Origin of the sequence: Tautonia sociabilis (assembly GCF_003977685.1) — a bacterium.
Taxonomy (GTDB): domain Bacteria; phylum Planctomycetota; class Planctomycetia; order Isosphaerales; family Isosphaeraceae; genus Tautonia; species Tautonia sociabilis.
The window spans coordinates 13,007-30,403 of record NZ_RYZH01000066.1 but is presented as its reverse complement, the minus strand read 5'-3'; the positions used below and the strand labels follow the sequence as shown (position 1 = coordinate 30,403).

The 17,397-nt window shown below is 69.3% G+C and carries 9 protein-coding genes; 4 read left to right on the top strand and 5 right to left on the bottom strand.

Annotated elements, in window-relative coordinates; genetic code table 11:
- The first annotated feature begins 631 nt into the window (after positions 1 to 631).
- From TsocGM_RS22960 to TsocGM_RS22945, 4 genes are all read left to right on the top strand, one after another.
- Entirely contained in the window at positions 632 to 2,695 is a 2,064-nt protein-coding gene (locus TsocGM_RS22960; RefSeq protein ID WP_126727801.1) for a M14 family zinc carboxypeptidase, read from the top strand.
- 87 nt (positions 2,696 to 2,782) lie between these two features.
- Positions 2,783 to 4,552: a M14 family metallopeptidase gene (locus TsocGM_RS22955; protein WP_126727800.1), complete on the top strand. Its 1,770-nt coding sequence runs from the start codon at positions 2,783 to 2,785 to the stop codon at positions 4,550 to 4,552.
- Positions 4,553 to 4,704: 152 nt separating this feature from the next.
- Complete coding sequence (locus TsocGM_RS22950; RefSeq protein WP_126727799.1) at positions 4,705 to 5,229, top strand: tetratricopeptide repeat protein; 525 nt, start codon at positions 4,705 to 4,707, stop codon at positions 5,227 to 5,229.
- A gap of 258 nt (positions 5,230 to 5,487) precedes the next feature.
- Positions 5,488 to 8,022: an ATP-dependent Clp protease ATP-binding subunit gene (locus TsocGM_RS22945; protein ID WP_126727798.1), complete on the top strand. Its 2,535-nt coding sequence runs from the start codon at positions 5,488 to 5,490 to the stop codon at positions 8,020 to 8,022.
- A 97-nt stretch (positions 8,023 to 8,119) separates the two neighbouring features.
- On the opposite strand, the gene TsocGM_RS22940 is transcribed toward TsocGM_RS22945, so the two are convergent.
- From TsocGM_RS22940 to TsocGM_RS22920, 5 genes are all read right to left on the bottom strand, one after another.
- Complete coding sequence (locus tag TsocGM_RS22940; RefSeq protein ID WP_126727797.1) at positions 8,120 to 10,216, bottom strand: G8 domain-containing protein; 2,097 nt, start codon at positions 10,214 to 10,216, stop codon at positions 8,120 to 8,122.
- 69 nt (positions 10,217 to 10,285) lie between these two features.
- Positions 10,286 to 10,831 carry a hypothetical protein gene (locus TsocGM_RS22935; RefSeq protein WP_126727796.1) on the bottom strand — a complete coding sequence of 182 codons (546 nt, stop codon included), beginning with the start codon at positions 10,829 to 10,831 and terminating at the stop codon, positions 10,286 to 10,288.
- 14 nt (positions 10,832 to 10,845) lie between these two features.
- The gene (locus tag TsocGM_RS22930; protein ID WP_126727795.1) at positions 10,846 to 11,790 is read right to left on the bottom strand and encodes a DUF1559 domain-containing protein; all 945 of its coding nucleotides are present in this window, start codon (positions 11,788 to 11,790) and stop codon (positions 10,846 to 10,848) included.
- Positions 11,791 to 12,020: 230 nt separating this feature from the next.
- On the bottom strand, positions 12,021 to 14,234 hold the full coding sequence (glgX, locus tag TsocGM_RS22925; RefSeq protein WP_126727794.1) for a glycogen debranching protein GlgX: 2,214 nt from the start codon (positions 14,232 to 14,234) through the stop codon (positions 12,021 to 12,023).
- A gap of 260 nt (positions 14,235 to 14,494) precedes the next feature.
- Complete coding sequence (locus tag TsocGM_RS22920; protein WP_233579125.1) at positions 14,495 to 16,987, bottom strand: MMPL family transporter; 2,493 nt, start codon at positions 16,985 to 16,987, stop codon at positions 14,495 to 14,497.
- Between the last annotated feature and the right edge of the window lie 410 nt (positions 16,988 to 17,397).

The window sequence follows — 17,397 nt, the reverse complement described above, 5'->3', positions numbered from 1 at the left end:
CCCCCCCGCCTCCCCTTCCCCCCGGCAGCCGGCTCCTCCCCAGGCTCCTCGGCAGACCCGCCGCCGGCCCCCAGACACCGGCTCCCAGAAACCGACTCCGACGCGCCTGGACCCTCCCTCCCGCTCCCCGAGAGCCCATTTCGGCCGGCTCCGGGAGCCGACTGGCCCCCTACCGGCCCCGGGCCCCGCCTTCCGGTCCTCCTGGTTGCGTCGCCTCGATCCCCGTCGGCCGCGACCCGACGCGATCGGCGCTGCGACCGCTCCTCGCCCGGCCCGGGAGCGTTCCCGGCGGGCTCGGCCGCGACCCGAGCCCGACTCCGGCCCTCCCCTCCCCGGGCGACCGCGACCGGCCCCCGCGCCGGCCCCGGCCGCGACCCGGGTCCCCGGCCGATCGGCCGATCGTCCCTCCGCTCCGGGCGGCGTCCCCTCGACCTCGCGAATCGGGGGAAACGCCGCCCGGTCGGCACTCCTCCCGGGCCGGTCCCGGACCCCTCCGGATCGAGCCCGATCCCGAAACGGCCGCCCCCCCGTCGAGGGCTGGCCCGAGGCCGGGCCGCCAGGTAGAGTCATTCCCAGGCGCTCCCCGCCCTCGCCCGACTGACCCGACAGGCCTCCGAGAGACGGCACCGCGATGACCCTACGGATCGGACCGCGACCGGCCCTGCTCGCCCTGCTCGCCCTGCTCCTGGCGGCGACCGGATCGGGCCGGGGCCAGGACGACGCCCCCCCCGCCCTCTTCCCCGAGGGCTACCTCGACGCCGACGCCCTCACCGACCGCCTCCAGCAGGTCGCCGACGCCCATCCGGCGGCCGTCTCGCTCCGATCCCTGGCGACCACCCGGGAAGGCCGAGACGTCTGGCTCGTCACCCTCGGCGTCCGGCCCGAGGACCTGGAGGACGGCTCCCCCCGGCCCCCCGCCGTCCTGATCGTCGCCAACCTGGAGGCCGATCACGTCGTCGGCAGCCAGGTCGCGCTCGAGCTGGTCGAACGCCTCGCCGAGCCCGAGCCGGGCGACGAGGAAATCCAGCGGTTCCTTGACGGTCATACGCTCTACGTCGTCCCCCGCCTGAACCCCGACGGAGCCGATCGCCTCTTCTCCGAGCCGTCCCTCGCCCTCCGCACCAACCTCACCCCGACGGACGAGGACCGCGACGGCCAGGCCGACGAGGACGGCCCCGACGACCTCGACGGCGACGGCCTGATCCTCCGCATGCGCATCAAGGACCCCGACGCCACCCTCGTCCCCGACGACGACGACCCCCGGATCCTTCGCCCCGCGAAGGCTGCCGAGGGGGAGCGTCCCGTTTACTCCGAGCGGGACGAGGGGACCGACGAGGACGGCGACGGCGAGGAGAACGAGGACCCTCCCGGCGGCGTCAACCTCAACCGCAACTGGCCCCACTCCTGGACCGAGCTGACCGATCGAGCCGGCTACAGCCCCGCCAGCGAGCCCGAGGTCTTCGGCCTTATCCAGTTCTGCTACGACCATCCCGAGATCGCCATCGTCTGGACCTTCACCCTCCACGACTCCCTCCTCGACGAGCCCAAGAAGCCGGCCTCCACCCTGGCCGACGCCGATCTGCCCTCCTTCGTCACCCTCTCCAAAACCTACCGCGAGCTGATCTCCCCGCCGGAGCCGAAGGAGGACGACTCAACGGAGGAGGGCAAAGACAAGGGCGAGGGTGAGGATCAGGCCCCGGGGACCGACGCTCCCGAGGAGCCGGCCCCAGCCCCGGACGAGCCGATCCCGGCCGAGATCCCGATCGCCGACGGCGACGACCCGCTCGCCGTTCTGCCCGAAGCCATGCGGGCCAAGGTCATGGAGGCGTACGAGGCCCTCCCCGAAGACGAACAGCAGCGGCTGATGGATGAATTCTTCGCGGCCTCTCCCCTCGGCCGGGCGACGATGCTGGCCGACTTCCTCGCCCGGATCGACGGCGATGACGACGACAAGACGAAGCCGGCCGACGAGAACGCCGCTCCGAAGGCCTCCGGGAGATTGGCGCCGAAGGCGACGTCGAGCCTGGGGGCCACCACCGACGGCGCGATGAGCGAGTGGGCCTACCACCAGTTCGGGGCCGTCGCCATCGCCTCGTCCCTTTGGCCCGAGCCATCCCTGCCCGAGCCCGCCGAGGGCCAGGAGACGCCCCCCGCCGAGGGAGAGGCCCGCTGGCTCTGGTGGAACGACCACGTCATGGGAGGCCGCGCCTTCGTCCCCTTCAAGGAGGTCGAGCACCCGACGCTCGGCACCGTCGAGGTCGGCGGCTGGCGGCCGGGGGTCCGCATCAACCCTCCGATCGGCGAGGTAAAGGCGATCGCCGAGGTGCAGCTCCGCTTCCTCTCCGACCTGGTCGGACGGATGGCCACACTGGCGATCGTCGATGCGAAGGCCGAACCGAAGGGGGGCGGCGTGTTCGAGATCTCGGCCCGGGTCGAGAACGCGGGGTCCTTCCCGACCGCCCTCGCCCAGGGCGTCACGACCCGGCAGGCCCCCCCGGTGCTCGTCCGTCCGGTGCTCGGCGCGGCGAAGCTCCTGGCCGGGCCGAAGCTCGACCGCGTCAACGCCCTGGCCGGCTCGGGGGGCTCGAAGCAATACCGCTGGCTGGTCCTGGCACCCGAGGCAGGGGAGACGATCGCGGTCGAGGCCATCTGCCCCCGAGCGGGCCGGGCGGTCGCGACGATCGAACTGCCCTGAACCGACCGCCGAGGCCAACCCAGGCCGGGGGCCTCGCCCCCTCTTCCGGTCTCTCCGACGACCACCCGACGCCCGAGGTCCCCTTGCATGAGCAGGCTCGCCCCGATCGCCGTCGCGTTCGCCCTGGCCCTCGGCCCTTCCCTCTCGGCGTCGGCCGACGACGGGCCGTACTTCGAGCCGAAGGTCCGACTGGCGTTCAATAAGCTGTACAACGATCGCGAACTCGTCGAGGCGATGCGGACGCTCGTCGATGGACACCCCAACCTGCTCTCCATGCACTCCGTCGGGAAGTCGGTCGAGGGACGCGACATCTGGTGCGTCACGGTCAACAACCCCGAAACCGGCCCCGACACCAGCAAGCCCGCCTTCTACTGCGAGGGGAACGTCCACGGCAACGAGGTTCAGGCGGCCGAGGCCTGCCTGTACCTGATCTGGTACCTGGCCGAGAACCACGGAAGGCTGGACAAGGTCACCGAGCTGGTCGACCGCCGCGCGTTCTACATCCTGCCGACGGTCAACCCCGACGGCCGGGCCTGGTGGTTCGACGCCCCGAACACCACCAGCAGCTCCCGGAGCGGCAAGGCCCCCGTCGACGACGACCGCGACGGCCTCCTCGACGAGGACGGCTACGACGACCTCGACGGCGACGGCCAGATCGTCCTCATGCGCCGCAAGAGCCCCGACGGCCGCTTCGTCCTCTCGGGAGACGACCCCCGCGCGCTCGAGCCCATCCGCCCGGGAGACGAGATCCGGGGCGAGCGTTACGAGCTGCTCGGGTACGAAGGGACCGACGAGGACGGCGACGGCGAACTCAACGAAGACCCCCCCGGCTCCTACGACATGAACCGCAACTGGCCGGCCGACTGGCAGCCCGCCCACATCCAGGGCGGCGCCGGCCCGTTCCCGCTCTGCTGGCCCGAGACGAGGTCGATCGCCGCGTTCCTGCTCGACCACCCGAACATCGCCGGCGTGCAGTCCTACCACAACGCCGGCGGCATGATCCTGCGGGGGCCCGCCCACCCCAGCCGGGAGCCCAACTACCCCCGGCAGGACGAGGATCTCGCCCGAGCGATCGGCGAGGTCGGCGCCCGGATGCTCCCCTTCTATCGGAACCTCATCATCCACAAGGATCTGTACTCGGTGCGCGGCGGGTTCGTGAACTGGACCTACGAGCACCTCGGCATCTTCTCGTACACCAACGAGCTGTGGAACAACGCCCAGCTCCTGGGCATGCAGCCGGGGCAGGGCTCGACGCTGGAGAACGCCGTTGGCGCCAGCGGCGAGGCGGCCCAATTGTTCGCCAACGACCGCCTGATGCTCGGCGCCCACTTCGTCGAGTGGCACCCGTTCGACCACCCGACCTTCGGGCCGATCGAGCTGGGAGGCTTCGTCAAGCAGTCGCAGCGTGTTCCGCCTCCGTTCTTGATGGAGGAGCTTTGCCACCGGAACACGGCGTTCGTGCTCTACCACGCCGACCAGATGCCGATGCTGGACTGGGAAGCGATCGAGGTCGAGCCGCTGGGAGGCGAGCTGTTCCAGGTCACCGCCTCGGTCGCCAACGATCGGCTCCTCCCCACCCGCTCGGCCCAGGCGCGCCGGCGGAACATCGGCCTGCCCGACCGCTTCTCGATCTCGGGGGCCGGAATCACCGTCGCCGGCGGCGGCCGGCTGCTCGACGCCGACACCGGCCGCATGGACCCGGTCGAGCACCACCCCGAGCGCCTGGAGCTGCCCGATGGCGTCGGGGGCCGGGCAACGGAGCGGGTCCGCTGGTTCGTCGTCGGCTCAGGAGAGGCGACGATCCGGTTCGAGGCCCAGAAAGGCGGAACCCTGGAGCGAACCCTCACGCTGGAGTGATCCGCCGGAAGCCGGGTCCGGGAGGCCAGCAGAGGGCCGGACGGCCCTCTCGCTTGTCCCGGGCCGGCCGATCCGTTAGACTCCCATCCGTGCCGAAAGGAGTCGACCGCGCCCCGATCGGGGCCGGGCACGGGGACGGAAGGAGCCAATCGATGCCCAGGCGCTTCTGGATCGCCGCGTTGAGCCTCTGGCCGGGCCTGCCGCAGGTCTGGTCGGGACAAGAGGTGATGGGCCTGATCCTGGCGGGCGTCTTCGCCGCGACGCTCAACGCGGCCATCGTCACCCACGCGATCTGGACCGAGGCCGTCTCTCCGGCGGTCTCCACGTTCGTCACGGCCCTGGCCGCGGGCACCTGGGCGGCGGGACTGGCCTACACGCTCTGGTGGGTCTGGCGCTGCCACCCGGAACGCTACCGGGCCGAGATCGAGCGGCTGTACCGGGAGGCCACCGAGCATTACCTGCGCGGGCGCTGGAACGACGCGAGACGGCGGCTGGAACAGATCCTGACGATGGACGAGACCGACGCCGACGCCCTGATGCAACTGGGCACGCTCTATCTCCACACCGGCCAGCCCGACGAGGCCAGGCGGGCCTTTCGCCAGTGCCTGGAACTTGAGGGTGGCGTAAAATGGCGATGGGAGATCGCCCAGGCGATCCGGCTCCTGGACCGCGGCTGAACCGGACCCTCCCGCCGGATGTCGGAATCTCCGGAGAGGTTGAAAACCGGGGGGAGGGTGCCGACAATTGCAATCGACACGGACCCCGGGCCCGGAGCGGGGCGCCCGGCGGCCCCCCTGCCGATCGCGAGGGGCCGCGCCCGGGTCGCACCGGACTGATCACCTGAACAAGCGGTCGCACCGCGTCGTACTACCGTTTGAGGAGACCCGGCCCGGCGCGGCCCCGGCCGGGCGAACAGCCGTCGGAGTCGATCGCTGATGTACGAACGTTTCACCGACCGTGCTCGGAGGGTGATGCAGCTGGCCAACCAGGAGGCCCAGCGCTTCAACCACGAGTACGTCGGCACCGAGCACGTGCTGCTCGGCCTCGTCAAGGAAGGCAGCGGGGTCGCGGCCAACGTGTTGAAGAACCTCGACGTCGACCTGCGGAAGATCCGGGTCGAGGTCGAGAAGATCGTCCAGTCCGGGCCCGACATGGTCACCATGGGCAAGCTGCCCCAGACCCCCCGGGCCAAGAAGGTCATCGAATACGCCATCGAAGAGGCCAGGAACCTCAACCACAACTACGTCGGCACGGAGCACTTGCTGCTGGGCCTGCTGCGCGAGCAGGAGGGCGTGGCCGCCCAGGTCCTGATGAACCTGGGCTTGAAGCTCGAGGAAGTCCGCGAGGAGGTACTCAACTTGCTCGGTCACGGGATGGACGCAGGCGGCGAAGCCGAACGCGGTGGCGCCGCGGCCAAGGGCGGCAAGTCGAAGACCCCCGCCCTCGACAGCTTCGGGCGAGACCTGACCGAGCTGGCCCGACAGGGGAAGCTCGACCCGGTCATCGGCCGCCAAAATGAAATCGAGCGCGTGGTCCAGATCCTCTCGCGCCGCCAGAAGAACAACCCCGTGCTGCTCGGCGAGGCCGGCGTCGGCAAGACCGCCATCGTCGAGGGCCTCGCCCAGCTCATCGTCGACGCGAACGTCCCCGAGCTGCTCCGGGACCGCCGCATCGTCGTCCTCGACCTCGCCATGATGGTCGCCGGCACCAAGTACCGCGGCCAGTTCGAGGAACGGATCAAGGCGGTCATGAACGAGGTCCGCCGCGCCAAGAACACCATCCTCTTCATCGACGAGCTGCACACGCTCGTCGGCGCCGGCGGCGCCGAAGGCGCCATCGACGCCTCCAACGTCCTCAAGCCCGCCCTGGCCCGCGGCGAGGTGCAGTGCATCGGCGCCACCACGCTCGATGAGTACCGCAAGTACATCGAGAAGGACGGCGCCCTCGACCGCCGCTTCCAGATGGTGGTCGTCAACCCCCCCTCGAAGTCCGAGGCCCTGGAGATCCTCCGCGGCCTCCGCGACCGCTACGAGGCCCACCACCGCGTCCAGATCACCGACGAGGCCCTCGAGGCCGCCGTCGAGATGTCGGATCGCTACATCACCGGCCGATGCCTGCCGGACAAGGCGATCGACGTCATCGACGAGGCCGGCGCCCGCGTCCGCCTCAAGGCCATGACCCGGCCCCCCGACCTGAAGGAACTCGACGAGCAGATCGAACGCCTCAACCAAGACAAGGAAGAGGCCGTCGCCAACCAGGACTTCGAGCGCGCCGCCGCCCTCCGCGACCAGGCCGACAAGCTCAAGAAGAAGAAGGAAACCATCACCCGCGAGTGGCGGGAAAAGGCCAAGGAGGTCGACGGCACCGTCGACGAGGAGGTCGTCGCCGAGGTCGTCTCCAAGATGACCGGCGTGCCGCTGACCCGCCTGGAAGCCGAGGAAACCGAACGCCTCGTCCACATGGAGGAGGAACTCCAGAAGAAGGTCATCAGCCAGCGCGAGGCGGTCAAGCGGATCAGCCAGGCCGTGCGGCGCAGCCGGGCCGGCCTGAAGGATCCCAAGCGCCCCATCGGCAGCTTCATCTTCGCCGGACCCACCGGCGTCGGAAAAACGCTGCTGGCCAAGAGCCTGGCCGAATTCATGTTCGGCGAGGCCGAGGCACTCATCCAAATCGACATGTCCGAGTACATGGAGAAGCACAACGTCAGCCGCCTGATCGGTGCTCCTCCAGGCTATGTCGGGTATGAAGAGGGTGGCCAGCTCACCGAGAAGATCCGCCGCCGCCCCTACTCCGTCGTCCTCCTCGACGAAATCGAAAAGGCCCACCCCGACGTGTTCAACATGCTCCTCCAGATCATGGAGGAGGGACGCCTGACCGATAACGTCGGCCGGGTCGTCGACTTCAAGAACACGATCATCATCATGACCACCAACGCGGGCGTCGAGGCCACCTCGCAGTCCAACGTCCTCGGCTTCGGCCGGAACATGGACGACCCAAGCAACTACGAGGAAATGAAGGAGCGGCTCAAGGTCGCCATCGAGAAGTACTTCCGCCCCGAGTTCCTCAACCGGCTGGACGACATCATCGTCTTCCACAACCTGACCCGGGACGACCTGAAGCACATCATCGACATCGAGCTGACCAAGGTCCGCCAGCGCCTGGCCGACCGCGGCCTGACCCTCGTGCTCACCGAGGAGGCCAAGGACTACATCATCGACAAGGGGTACAACCCCGACTACGGCGCCCGCCCCCTCCGCCGCGCGATCGAGAACATGATCGAGGATCCGATGAGCGAGTCGATCCTCCGCGGCGAGTTCAAGGGCAAGGACACCCTCACCGTCACCGTCGGCGACACCGAGGACGGCCGCAAGCTCGTCTTCGAGGCCACCACCAAAGGAGAGCAGGCGGCCCTGGCCGGCGCCGGCTCCTCCTCCGGTGAAGGCGAGCCGGCGAGCGGCTCACCGGAGTAAATTGCCGGGGCCGAACGCGAGTTCACGCGATCAGGGGCGGAGAGCTTGCTCTCCGCCCCTGATCGTTTTGATGCGCCCGTCGACCTTGGCGTTCAGCTCAGCGATCAGCCGTCGGCGATGTGGGCAGCGGAAGCCGATCCGTACCGGTCGATCGCGGCGTGGGGCGGAGGATGTGGGGCGTCTGCTCCACGTTGCCCGCGACGTCCTCGGACCGGGCGATCAGCTCGGCGCCGGCCGGATCGGCGTCAAGCTCGACCTGCCACTCGGCGAAGTTGGGCCGCAGCGCAATGGCCTCCCGGCCGTTGACGACCACGCGGCGGATCGCGTCGTCGTCGCTCGCCGTGCCGCGGACGAGCACGCGGCTGGCCGAGCCGGCGGGCAGGACGTGGGTGATGACGGTCGTGGGCGGCAGGTCGTCGACCGGATCGAGGTTGACGATCCCGTCGGCAGGCGTTGCGCGGCCGGGGCGCGGGAAGAACATCCCCATCGTGGTGATCCGGCCGATCTTCAGGTCGGCATATTCATGACGGTCGATCACGCACCGCCAGAGGGCGTACTCCGAGTCGTACAGGTCCAGCCCCTCGGCCCGGACGCACGGCGAGCCGGCGTGAAAGGCCCAGTGCGTGTCCCAGGCCCGGAAGTCGCGGATCAGGAACGGGTGCCGCTCGTCGGGGCCGATGCCGTCGACGTCCTCGATGACGAACTCCTTCGGCGCCGAGTCGGGCGGGACCACCCCGCTGGTGAACCCGCCGAGGTTCAGCCCGAAGAAGCGCTGGCAGTGCGCCTCGTTGCCCTCGAATCGGATGAAGGGCAGGGTGCGGAGATCAACCGGCCGCCGGCTTCCGTCCGGCTGGAGGACCGGCCGGACCGGGTCGAACTGCTCGGAGGCGACGACCTCGAACCGGAACCCGTCCTGGTCGCACTCGGCGGCCACGTTGTCCGTGAAGGTGTTCAGGCTGTTGGCCCACCAGAAGCCGGAGCCAAGGTTGCCGTCGAACGGCAGGACCTGATCGGGCAGCGGCTCGCCGCGCAGGGCCATCACGGCGAGGTTGTGGTCGAAGACGTTCCGCGTCTCGGTGCCGTCCTCGAGGAAGAAGCCGTGGCCGATGGACCTGTAGCCGACGCAGTCGCGGACGACCAGGTAGCTCGTCCCGTGGACCGTGATCCATCGGTTCTCGCTGTCCCAGATCGAGGCACCGATCACGGAGCTACCGCGCATCGACTCGCCGACCAGGTGGAAGTGCAGGCTGTACTTCCCGAGCACCCCGCGCTTGCCGAGGTGGCGGAACTCGGCGTAGCTGATCGACCCGCGCGAGCCGCGGTGATACATCGTGTGGCCGCGGACACCGCCGGGCTCGGCCGACTCCACGACCACGTTCCGCGAGAGGTTGGCGACCTCACCCCGGTAGTCGCCCTGAGCCCGGTGGTCGTGCTCCAGGGGCCGATCGAGGACCAGGCGAACCAGGTCGTCGCCGTAGGGTTTGAACTCCCGGATCGTGCGTTCCTCGGTCGCGGGCCGCTCGGCGACGCTGGTTGTCCTCGTGTCCTTGTACCCGAACTGCCGGGCCGTTCCGGTGAGGATCACTCGGTCGCCCGGATTCCAGCCCTCGACGTCCTCGCGAGGGAGCAGGACGACCGCCTCGTTTCGGTATGCCTCGCGGGCGAGCTTGGTCCAGGTCCGGGGCATCGGGGCGCCGTGGAACTCCATCCGACCGCCGCAGCAGACGATCGCCGGACAGGTCTCGGGGTCCATGCCGTCGACGAACTTCAAGCGAATCGTCGCGGTCGTGCCGGCCGGGATCGGCTCGTGGGGGAGGCCGACGAGAAGGGCCGGGCGGTCGTGCCCGGCGTGGTCCCCGGCCGAGTGGGCGTCACAGTCGAACCCGTTCTCGCTCGCATCGTCGCCGGCCTGGATCTTGATGAGACCGACGTCGAGCCGGGTGTCGCGGTCGCGGGCGAATTCGAGGGTGCCGGCGACGTGGATCGAGCGGATCGTCCGGTCGGAATCCCGGTCGTAGTGGACCGTGTGCCCGCCCCGGATCTGGACCCGATCGCCCTCGTCGGGGACGGCACCACCCTCCCACGTGGCAGGGTCGGACCATCGGCCGCTCCGCGCCGATCGGATCAGCGGCGGGCCGTCGACCGGCCCGAGATGCAGGGCCAAGAGCAGGGCGATCGCGGTCGTCGTGGTCACGGTCGTTGGCTCCTTGAGGAATCGTCGTTGGTGAAAGGTCGTCGTCAGGGCACCCCGGCCGGGGGACGGTCAGGGCGGCGGAACGGCCCCGAGGCCGTCGAGGTCGACGTCGGCCGGCCCTCGCCGCTGAGGCTGTGGCGCGGTCGGTGCCGACTCGACCCGGAATGGTTCCAGGGTGTTCTCCCCCTCGGTGATCGTCACCGAGAACGGGGAGCGACCCGCGTCGTCGTAGCGACCGCCGAGACGATCCGTCGGCGGGCTCGGGCCCGGGGGGCGATCGGGCCAGTAGAGAGTCGCCCGGTAACGGCCAGCCGGAGCGCCGTCGCCGTCCTCGAAGGTGCCAAGGCCGAAGCCGCCGTCCTCGCCCGTCACGGCGAACGGGACGAGGGCGTCCAGATCGTCGGGCCGGTCCGTCGGGTGGAGCCGGACCTGCACACCCGCCGCCGGCCGATCGTCAACAAGAACCCGGCCCGTCGCCGGGAACAGCGGGACCCGGTCCTCCCCGCCGCAGCCGGCGATCAGCAGCAGCAGCAGCAGCAGCAGAGCGGTCCTCACCCGGTACGACGGCGCAAGGGCGCGTCGCCCGGCCGCTTGTGGTCGGTCTGCGCGTCTCATGGTGTCCCCGGGGCTCAGAGCTGATCAGCGCTGATCACTTCACCCTCGGCCCGCGTGACGAAGGCCTTAACAACCGACTTCGCCGTCGATTCCTTGAGGAAGCGTACCGAGCCATCGCAGGCGAGGGCATTGATGCCGCCAGAGTGGAACGCGTAGACGCCGTTCCAGCCGTTGTGGCAATTGATGATGCAAGGGCCGTCGTACTGGTACTGCCCACCGGTGAAGGAGACGATCCTCATGTTCATGAACCCGGCCCAAGCGCCGTGGCTCCACCAGCGGTCGACCGCATACGGGGAGGATGGGGTCGGGAAGCCGTGGACGAACTGGCCGCGCTCCCAGTACTCGGGCTTGCCGGCGCACTCGTAGGCGAGCAGGGTGTTCGACAGCCCGTCCCGGATCTTCGCAAATGGCGTGTGGATCTTCTGATCGAGTGCGCCGAGGTGCTCGACGAACGGTTCGGCGTACCAAGACTCGATGTACGACCGCGCCGTGAAGTAGTCACCCGCCGCGGCCGAAAGCGTGAAGTCCGGGACGGAGCCGGCGGCAAAGTCGACGACCCCCGCCACCGGGTTCGTCGATCGGGGCGTGGACGGGCAGACGTAGACGCTCAGTACCGTGCGGACGGCCGTCTGGTTCGGCCGCAGGTGGAAGCCAAGGTCGAAGTTGTAGGCGTGGTAGACCTGCGGCTGCTCGATGAAGCCGAGGATCTGCACGCCCCAGCCGCCGAACTGTTCGAGTGACGGTCGCTGGACGCCAAAGGCGGTCGGCGGGAAGCCGCCCATGGCGTCAGCGTAGTTGTGCATGCCGATGCCAATCTGCTTCAGGTTGTTGGCGCACTGGCTGCGGCGGGCCGCCTCGCGGGCCGCCTGGACCGCCGGCAACAACAGGGCGATCAGGACGCCAATGATGGCGATCACCACCAGCAATTCGATCAGCGTGAAGCCGCGTCGTCGGATCATCGGAACGGGCGCTCCATCGGAGGTCGGCTCGCCGGGACCAGGGCGACTCAACCCCCTCAAGCAAGACGCGCGCCTCGCCGATAAAATCGCGCAACATGGTTTCTTGGAAATCGTTGTGCAATACGCTCCGCAACGCCGCTTGAACTCGGCGCCGGTTTTTTCACCGCACGCGGCGACGTGGTGTCCGCTGAAGGTCGCGTGGTCGCAGGCGCCCCCAGCCGGGGCCTCGGCTACGGCCTTGGAATCCGCCGCTCGGAGAGGTCCATCCGGCCCTCGAAGAGACGTTCGGATTGGGCGGCCGTGAGGAGTTCAGGGGGGTGCTCGACGCGGTCGCGGAGGCGGAGAACGACGACGGAGCGCCCTTTCAGGTCGTACTCCTGCCCCTCGTCGAAGGAATTCAGCTGGAGCTCGGGGTCGGCGGTGTCGAAAAGAACCTCCCAGTGCCGCTCCGGCGGGTGGGGCGGCAACGTGAAGGGAACGGGCTCCCAGTGGGCGTTGAACAGGGCGAGGATCGTCTCGCAGACGATCGGATCGCCGCGTTCATCGGTCTCGCCGATGGCGTCACCGGCCAGCCGCATCCCGAGGCAACGAACATAGCCGGCGTTCCAGGACTCGTCTCCCATCTCCTCGCCCGAGGGTTCGAGCCAGGAAATGTCCTTGATGTCCTCACCGCGGATCGGTCGCCCCTTGAAGAAGTTCCGCCGCTGGAGGACCGGATGTGTGCGCCAAACCCGGCTGGCGAGTTTCACGAAGTCGAGAAACGCACGGCGGTCGTCGTCGAGGTCCCAGTCGAGCCAGGCGATCTCGCTGTCCTGGCAGTAGGTGTTGTTGTTGCCCCCCTGGGTGTGCATCAACTCGTCGCCGGCCAGCAGCATCGGCACACCTTGCGAGAGGAACAGGGTGGCGATGAAGTTGCGCATCTGCTGGGCACGCAGCGCATTGATCGCCGGGTCGTCGGTCGGCCCCTCGGCGCCGCAGTTCCAGGAGCGGTTGTCGTCGGCCCCGTCGCGATTGTCCTCGTGGTTGGCCTCGTTGTGCTTCTCGTTGTAGGAGACGAGGTCGCGGAGCGAGAAGCCGTCGTGGCAGGTGATGAAGTTAACGCTGGCGTAGGGCTTGCGGCCGTCGCTCTGGTACAGGTCGCTCGACCCGCTGAGGCGGGTGGCCAGCTCGTTGGCGGTGGCGTCGCCGGCGCCGCGCCAGAAGTCGCGGATCTCGTCTCGGTAGATGCCGTTCCACTCGGCCCAGCCGGGGGGGAAGTTGCCGACCATGTAGCCGCCGGGGCCGACGTCCCAGGGCTCGGCGATGAGCTTCACCTGCGAGAGCACCGGGTCCTGGTGGATGATGTCGAAGAACGAGCCAAGGCGGTTGACCTCGTACAGCTCCCGGGCCAGCGTGCTGGCCAGGTCGAACCGGAAGCCGTCGACGTGCATCTCGGTGACCCAGTAGCGCAGGCTGTCCATGATCATCTGCAGGACCCTCGGATGCGACATGTTCGGCACGTTGCCGCAGCCGGTGAAGTCCATGTAGTAGCGGCGGTCCTCGGGAGAGAGCATGTAGTAGGAGGCGTTGTCGATCCCCCTCCAGGAGAGGGTCGGGCCGTTCTGGTTCCCCTCGGCGGTGTGGTTGTAAACAACGTCGAGAATCACCTCGATGCCGGCCGAATGCAGGCCCCGGACCATCGTCTTGAATTGCTGGACCGCGTCCCGAGACGTCGCGGTCGTCACATAGGCGCTGTGCGGGGCGAAGAAGGCCAGGGTATTGTAGCCCCAGTAGTTGACCAGCCCCTTGTCTTCCAGGTAGCGGTCGTCGACGTGGTGGTGGACCGGCAGGAGCTCGATGGCGGTCACGCCCAGCTCGGTCAGGTGGCGGAGGATCGGCTCGGAGGCCACCCCGGCATATGTGCCCCGAAGGTGCTCGGGCACCTCGGGGTGGCGCATGGTGAGGCCCTTGACGTGGGCCTCGTAGATGAGCGTCTTGTGCCAAGGGGTGCGGGGAGGCCGATCATCCCCCCAGGTGAAGGCGGGGTCGATCACTCGGGCCAGCGGCGCGAACGGGGCGCTGTCTCGCTCGTCGAAGCCGAGGTCGTCGCCGCCGATCGGGTAGCCGAAGACGGAGTCGTCCCAGTGCAGGCGACGGCCGATCAGCTTGGCATAGGGGTCCAGCAGCAGCTTGTTCGGGTTGAAGCGATGGCCCTGGGCCGGGTCGTAGGGACCGTGCACCCGATAGCCGTAGAGCTGGCCCGGGACGAGGTCGGGAAAGTAGCCGTGCCAGACAAGGTCGGTGCGCTCGGGAAGTGGAACGCGGTGGGTCTCCTTGGTGGACTCGACCGCGTCGAAGAGGCAGAGCTCGACCCTCGTCGCATGCTCGGAGAACAGGGCGAAATTGACGCCGGCCCCGTCCCAGGTGGCGCCGAGCGGGTAAGGCTGTCCCGGCCAGACTCTCATGGATGCGTCTCGTGACGAGGAGGAGTGTCGCCCGGGGTCCTCGCCGGTGGCGGCGGGGCGATCTCGGGAGGGCGAAGCCCGCAAGGAAGAACATATCCCGGATCGAGGGTCCGCGTAAGGGGTCCCCTCTGGGGAGCGGCCGGGTTGCGATCCGGCGGCGGAGGACGGCGACCGAAGCCCCCGCTCGAACCGGGCGCGCATCGCGGTGCAATTTCGATACCGAGACGGCCGGCTCCTGATCGTCCGAGTCGTTCAGTCGTTCAGCGCCGGGTCGCATCCCGGGAGGCCATCCCGTAGTCGACCCGAAGCACGGGGGTCGGGGTGGGGGAGGTCGACTCGCGACGGTCGGCCTGAGGCTGACGCCGCGATCGACCGGGGCGGAACCGCTCCAGCAGGATGATGAAGGCCGGCACAAGGACCGGCCGCACGAGAAAGGTATCCAGCAGGACGCCAAACCCCAACGCGAAGCCAAGTTCCCGCAGCGCCAGCAGCCGGCCGGTGAGCATCGAGCCGAACGTGCCGGCCATGATCAGGCCGCACGAGCTAATGATCCCTCCGGTGGCGGCCACGGCGCGCCGGGTGCCGTCCACCACACCGTGCCCGCGCTCCTCCTCGATCACCCGGGACATGAGGAAGATGTTGTAGTCCTCCCCCACCGCCACCAAAATCACGAACAGGAAGAAGCCCACCTTCCAGTCGAGCCCCTGCCACGGGTCGATCCCCTGGTGCAAGGACCGGAAGACCAGATCCGTCAGGCCGAGCGTGGCGAGGTAGCCCAGGACCACCGTGGCGATCAGGTAAAGGCTGATGCCGGGCCGTCGCAGGAGCAGGACGAGGATCGCGTACACTCCCAGCGTGACCAGGACGTACATCCGGCGCTCGTCGACGGTGATCGAGGCCCGAAGGTCGTAGAGCATCGGCGTGGCCCCGGCATAACCGATCTCGGCCCCGGCCAGCGGGCCGCTGGCGGTCAGGGCGTCGAGCTCGGCCCGGATGGCGTCGAGAGCGTTCATGCCGTCCTCGGAGAACGGGTCGATCGCCAGCAGCAGGTCGAGGCGGGTGATGTGGCCCTCGTCGGCCGGGTCGACCGGGTGGGTCGCGACGTAGACCGGCTCGGCCGCCTCGTAGCCCCGCTCGATCAGGGCGTCTCGGGCCTGCTCCAGCGGGCGGCGGAGGAATCCGGGCAGGGCCCGCTCGCGCTCCGAGAGCCGGACGGTCTCCTCCAGCGGCTCTCCCAACGGCTGAGAAAGCGACCGGACCCGGGCGACCTCGGGCATCGCCTCCAGGTGGTCGGAGAGGGTCGCGATCGCCTCCCGTCCGGCTTCAGACCGGAAATCGATCTCGGGGCTGGCGACGAGCACGCTGGTGGGCCCGAGCTCTCCGATCGGGAAGTACTGGCGGATCAGCGCCGCGCCGACCTTGCTCGGGGCGTCGGCCGGCAGGTCGGCCAGTTGCCCGTAGTTCGAGGGGACTCGCGTTCCCCGCCAGGCGAAGGGGGCCATCGCCAGCAGGCTGACGGCGAGGATCGTCGCCGGCCTCCGGGCCACCAGGTTCGCCACCCGGCCCCAGGGGCCTTGCAACGCCTGCTCGGCCCGGTCGGGAACGCGGGGGGGGTGGCCGTTGCTGCCGACCTCAGGGGCCGCCGCCGCCAACGACGACGACGACCGGAACGGCCAGTCGATCGCCCGGCCGAACCACTTGAGGAAGACCGGCGCCATCGTCAAGGCGGCCAGCAGGGCCACCGCCAGGCTCGCCGCGATCGCCGGGCCGCTGTACTGGATCTTGGCGAAGCTGGAGAACCAGAGCATCCCCAGCCCCACGATCACCGTGCCGGCGCTGGCCACCAGCGCCGCCCCGACCTGCCGGATCGCCACGGCGAGGGCGTCGGGGATCGACAGGCCGTGCGCCCGCTCCTCTCGGTACCGGGCAATCAGGAACAGGCAGTAGTCCGTCCCGGCGCCGAAGAGGACGACGATAACGAACACCTTGGTCACGTTGATGACCTGGAACTCCAGCCCCGGCACCCACCGCAACGTCGGCAGCCCCTTGAGGCTGATGAAGACCGACAGGGCGATCGTCACCAGCGGAATCAGCGCCAGCAGCGGAGAGCGGTAGACCGCCAGCAGGATGGCGATGACCAGGGCCACGGTCGCATAGGTCGTCGTGTCGATGCTTTGGTTCGACGACTCGTTCATGTCGTGGCCGACGACGGCCGAGCCGGTCAGGGCCAGGCGAAGGCCGTCGGGGACCTCGGGAGCAAGCGCGTCGAGCAGCTCCTCAATGACGTTGACCGTCAGCCTCGCCTGCTTGCTCGGGTAGGTCGCGTCGATGCCGACCACGGTCAGCACCGCCTGGCCGGAACCTCCCTCGCCCGAGCCGCCAATCAGAACGGCGTCCATGAAGCGCTGGCGGAAGTCGGTCACCGAGGCGATCGCGTGCTCCGGGCCGATCAGGGCCCGGAGCCGGTCGGCCAGCTGGCCGACGAAGGCGAGATCCTCCTCGGAGAGCGGCCCGTCCGGCCGCTCGGCCGCGACGACGGCCGTCGAGTCGGTCGCCTCGGGGAAACCCCGCTCGAGCAGATCCTGGCCGGCGACGCTGAGGGAGCCGGGAGGGAAGAACCGGACGTCGTCGTCCAGACTCACCGAGTCCCAGGACGGGGCATACCGGCCGAGCGCCACGGCCACCCCAATCCAGCCCAGCACGATCAGCCAGCCCCGACGCAGGACCAGACGAGCGATCAGATCGAAGATCATGGACGAATCCCAAGCCGCCGGCGGCTCCCGGCCGGAGTGCCCCGCGTCCCGAAGGGGGGAGCGGCGCGGTCCCTCGGGCCTCGGGCCACGCAAGTCGTTGGCCGACACGATAGTATATCTTGCCCGACCTGTCAAAATCGCCCGAAACCAGCCCGTCGCCGCCACCGGACTCCGACCGCTCCGGCAGCAGGGCCGACGGCCCTCCGGGCCTTGATTCGGCCCTCGGGGCAGGGCCGGTTGACGCTCCTTCTCACGTCCCATGCCAATCGGCTCGAACAGGCCGGACGACCCGCCGGAAGCGCTCCCTTCCCCCGATCCGAGAGCACGATCACCGGAAAACGGCGGGGATCGTTGGCCCCGGCACCAGGATCCTGGCGGCTGATCGCTCCCCGGCCCCCCTCTCGGCGCCT